3 protein-coding genes are annotated in these 4,862 nt (G+C 46.4%); all 3 read left to right on the forward strand.

Translation table 11 applies throughout. The features are described 5' to 3' along the window. Positions 1 to 130: 130 nt before the first annotated feature. Positions 131 to 2,872, forward strand: coding sequence for a TIM-barrel domain-containing protein (locus ABIO93_RS17885; protein WP_348070073.1), 2,742 nt, complete (start codon positions 131 to 133; stop codon positions 2,870 to 2,872). Between the two features lies 1 nt (position 2,873). Further along, positions 2,874 to 4,085: a DUF4249 domain-containing protein gene (locus tag ABIO93_RS17890; RefSeq protein ID WP_348070075.1), complete on the forward strand. Its 1,212-nt coding sequence runs from the start codon at positions 2,874 to 2,876 to the stop codon at positions 4,083 to 4,085. A 15-nt stretch (positions 4,086 to 4,100) separates the two neighbouring features. Continuing rightward, positions 4,101 to 4,862, forward strand: a 762-nt coding sequence (locus ABIO93_RS17895) for a carboxypeptidase-like regulatory domain-containing protein (RefSeq protein ID WP_348070076.1), incomplete at its 3' end; no start/stop codon positions are given.

Genomic DNA, 4,862 nt, shown 5'->3' on the forward strand with positions numbered 1-4,862 from the left:
ATATGGTATAACAGAAAAAGATTACATTCTGCCTTAGGATATGTCTCTCCCAAAGAATTTGAAGAACTTTTAAACAAGCAGAAAATTGCGGCTTAATCTTTTGTCCTCTTTATTGTTGCAATTCCAGTCTATGAAATACAAATACTTGTTTGTTCTCTTTTTTGTCTTCATCAACATACTATCTTTCGGCCAGGGCGCGGGGGATTTTGTTGACTTTCAAAGGACCGAACACGCTATATTAATTCAGGGGACAAAGGGAATTTTGAAAATAACTGCATTCAATTCGGGAATTTTCAAGATTCAGACATTGGCTACGCAAAGCTCGCCTTCTCTTGACAGTTCCTATTCCGTCGTTTTAAAACCTTCGTACCCACTGGACAATGTGGAAGAAACCAAGACTTCCCTGTTGATTAAAACAGACCAATGCACGCTGGAAATCAACAAATCCCCTCTGACCGTTGCATTAAAATCTGACGCTACCATCAAAATCAAGGAAATCAGCGGACCTGCGCAAACGCGCGATTCAGTCACTTTTGCATTTAACATTAACCCAAAAGACGTTTTCCATGGCGCAGGAGGCCGCCCATTCGGCCCGGACCTGAATCGCAAGGCTTTTGATTTTTACAACACCTACGAAAATGCCTACTACGATCAGGCGACGGGTTTATCACAAAGTTTCAACGTTCCATTCATAGTCGCGTCACACCATTACGGGCTGCTTTTTGACAGCGACCTCCCGGGTTCCATGCGTATGTATGTGGGCGCAGTCGACTCTACGAAGCTGACTGTTCAGGTGGCAAGCCAGGGAAAATGGGCGTACTACTTGATCAATGGTGCTGATAATGATGAAATTCTTGAAAATTATACCTTATTAACAGGCCGTCAGCCACTTCCTCCGCGGTGGGCGCTGGGTTACATTCAATCCAAATTCGGCTACAAAAACGAAAGCGAGGCCACGGTAGCTGCTAGCACCTTGCAGAGGCAAGGGTTTCCACTGGACGCACTCGTGCTGGACCTGTACTGGTACGGCGATGAAACCCTTATGGGCAACCTGGATTGGTATGCCAAAAACTGGCCGGATCCAGCAGGAATGATGAAAAACCTTGCAGCCAAAGGTGTCAAAACCATTCTCATCACCGATCCGTACGTTACCACCAAGTCGTCCAATTACAATTTCGGTGTAAACGCATCCTTGTTTGCCCAAAAACCTGGCACTACGGAACCCTACACCCAGACGATTTGGAATGGTACCGTTGCGACGCTGGACATTTTTAAACCCGCCGCACAAACCTGGCTTTGGGGAAATTATAAGCGACTCACATCCCAAGGTGTAAGCGGCTGGTGGACGGACAAAATCGAGCCGGATTATGACCCGAAAGATGCGGTATATGCATTGGGACCGGCTTTGCAGGTACATAATCTCTACCCATTATTCTGGTCAAAAAATCTGTACGAGAACTTCCGGAAGGACTTTCCCGCCAGGCGACTTTTCAACCTCACGCGCTCGGGCTGGGCCGGGTCGCAGCGATACAGTATCATTCCGTGGAGTGGCGATGTAGCCCGCTATTGGGCTGGCCTGAGATTGCAGATCCCCATTATGCTCCAATCGGGCATGTCGGGGATCGGGTACATGCATTCAGACACGGGCGGCTTCGCAACCATGTCCGACAAAACTGAAAAAGACGAGGAGCTTGATCTCCGATGGTTTCAATACGGGACATTTACGCCGGTTTTGCGCGCTCACGGGCAGCGATCCAATGTAGAACCGTACAACCTCACCGAACCGTTTTACAGTGTTGTAAAAAAATACCTTCGTATCCGGTACCAGCTTCTACCCTACATCTATTCGCTAGCCTGGAAAAACACCACTACCGGCCGGCCGATCTGTATGCCAATGGATTATTTCAAGGCTGGCAAAACAATGGGTAATATCAATGACCAATATTTTTTTGGTGAAAATCTCCTGATAGCGCCGGTGCTGCTGCACGGAATGCCCTCCCGAAAAGTATCATTACCGGCCGGAAAATGGTTTGATTTCTGGACTAACCAAGTCGTGAGTGGTGACGTATTTCCGAAACTGACAGTCGATAATATTCCTGTTTATGCCAAGGCGGGAGGATTTGTTCCATTGTCAACATCCACTACCACCAAATCCACAGACTTCTATTCCTCAGATAGCCTGACGGTGAAGTTTTACCAGGACATTTCAGTTCCTGCATCTACTTTCACCATGTTTCATGACGATGGCGCTGACCCGAATTCACTACAAAATGGTAAGTACGAGCTCATTGATTTCAAAGGCCACGTCTCAACGGACAGCATTATCATTACCACCACCCGATCAAAGGATCATCCACAGTCTCTTGCCAAAAGGGCAATGCTATATGAAATAGAAAATGTCACTTCCACACCGATTAGCGTGCTTTTGAATGGGAAGGCATTGCCTTTGGTATTTCTTCCGAACGAGTTTGGAACTGAAATGGCTTACTTCGACCTCATTAACAGGCAACTCAAAGTTCGCTACAACTGGGATAGCAAAGTACCCGCGACCCTCACTATCCTAAGAGACGGCTTGTCGCTGATTACGGGTACAGAACCGTTGGCCATTGAAAATACATTGACAGTATTCCCTAATCCTTCGTTAGGCAGCAGACCGCTTTCTGTCAAAGTAATCATTCCGCAAGCTGGCGACTATGAACTGGAAACTTACAATCTAAACGGAAAGAAAATTCGCAGGGAAGATTTGGGAAAACAGGCAAAAGGAAAAGTTTTGAATCTTACCATTGAAATACCGGACGTGAAAGGTTTTTATATTTTAAAATTGAAAAACAACCAGGGTTTTTATCATTCCAAAGCATTTGTCATAGAATAGTATGCAGTACCGGCTCACCATTTTCATTACATTCATTCTTACTGGCTTATCGGCTTGTGTGGAACCTTACAGTGTGAATTTTGGAGCTGCACAGGAATATATTGTCGTAGATGGCGTCGTCACGGATATGGATGGGCCACAATTCATTACACTTTCAAAAACTAATCCAGAGGCCAAGAATGAGAGCTCGGAATTTACCCAAACCATCTGGACTAAAGGATTGTCGACATTGCCTCTGACCAAAGCCCGGGCAAAAGTCATTGTAAACGAAAGCCAATCGTACGACCTCACCGAGTATGAGCCAGGCGTTTACCAGCTTCCGCTTTCATTCCGGGGTAAAGTCGGAGAATCTTACACATTACAATTTCAAACCGAGGACGGCAAAAGCTATGAATCCTCAGCTGAAAAAATGCTGCCGGTGACTCCTGTCAAGAGAGCCTACGATGTTTTTAACCCCAAAGGAATTTCGAAGCTATCGGAGTACTACGGCGACTATACGCCAAGCAACGACATTTACCTGGATTTTGACGACCCGGCTGCCGAACGGAATTTCTATCGCTGGCAATGGACGTTATGGGAAGTGCAGAAGACCTGCGCTACCTGCAATCAGGGCAAATATTACCTCTTTGATGCCGAGAATGGCATCGACGGGGACTGCTTTAAAGACCTTACCTTGAAGTTTAACAATGTGTATGACTACACCTGTGAGGATCTTTGCTGGGATATTTTTTACAGCAAAGACATCACTATTTACTCGGATATTTATACCAATGGCCAAACGCAAAAAGACAAGCTGGTCGCTCAAATTCCGTTACTTCAGTCCAATCCCTGCATGGTAAGCCTGCAACAGAACTCGCTGACTCCCAATGCATATCGTTTTTTAAAACTCATTCAAGACCAGGCTGTTAATTCCGGAACATTAGCCGACACTCCGCCCACGCCGATCCAGGGAAACGTGGTGAATGTGAACGACAAAAATGAACTCATTATTGGCTTCTTCACGGCGTCATCCGTGGCGGAGTACCGGACAATGCTCTGGCGAAAAAACATTAATAACGCGGCTGTACTGAACCAGCTATTTAAAACCATTCATAACCGTGATCCTATCCAGGAAGAGCGGTCGGCGGAGCGGCCTTTTATTCCGCTTGCCATTTGTAAAAGAAACAGCTCACGGACACCATTTTTACCAAAAGATTGGAAATGGACGCCCTAGTGCATGATTAGCCTTATGAATAGACTTTACTTTCTGATATTTCTGATACTCGCGACTGTGGGGGCCCGTTCCCAGGGGCTTACCATTACCGGTACGGTCAGGGATTCGGCTACATTGGCACCATTGCCTGATGCATCCATTGTCATTGATTACCGGAAAAGCTGGTCGGCCGCCAAAGTAGATGGGAAAGGCAACTTTTCATTCGATCTGCCATCGGGCGACCATGTGATCGTGATCAGGCATGTCGGCTATGGATCATTCAAAAAATATATCTCGGAAGGTACCCGAAAAATTAACTTTGATGTACTACTAACGACCACGTCCAGCCAGTTGGAAGAAGTGATCATTACCAGTAAAGGCTTCGACCAGACGATACGACAGCCCATTCTCGGCGCTTTGCAGATCAATATCAAGACATTGGAAAAACTGCCTTCTGCGTTCGGAGAGGTGGATATTCTGCGCAGTTTACAAATGCTACCGGGCGTTTCCAGCGTAGGTGAGGCCTCCAATGGAGTGAACATTCGCGGTGGCACCACCGACCAGACCTTGATCCTGCTGGACGATACACCTATTTTTAACCCAACACATATGTTCGGACTCTTTTCGGTGATTCCACCCAACACAGTCAATAGTCTGGACTTGTATAAAGGCAATGTACCGGCCCGATTTGGCGGCAGAGTTGCTTCGGTCCTGGATATTTCTACCAAGAACCCTAATCTTGACAAACTAAAATTGTCAGGTGGTATCAGCCTGGTTTCGAACCGGTTAATGGTCGAC

This window comes from Dyadobacter sp., assembly GCF_039919315.1.
In the GTDB taxonomy this organism is placed as follows: domain Bacteria; phylum Bacteroidota; class Bacteroidia; order Cytophagales; family Spirosomataceae; genus Dyadobacter.

Excerpts from the sequence above, each read along its gene's own strand:
- ABIO93_RS17885 (WP_348070073.1), top strand. The coding sequence starts at position 131 with ATGAAATACAAATACTTGTTTGTTCTCTTTTTTGTCTTCATCAACATA.
- ABIO93_RS17890 (WP_348070075.1), top strand. The coding sequence starts at position 2,874 with ATGCAGTACCGGCTCACCATTTTCATTACATTCATTCTTACTGGCTTA.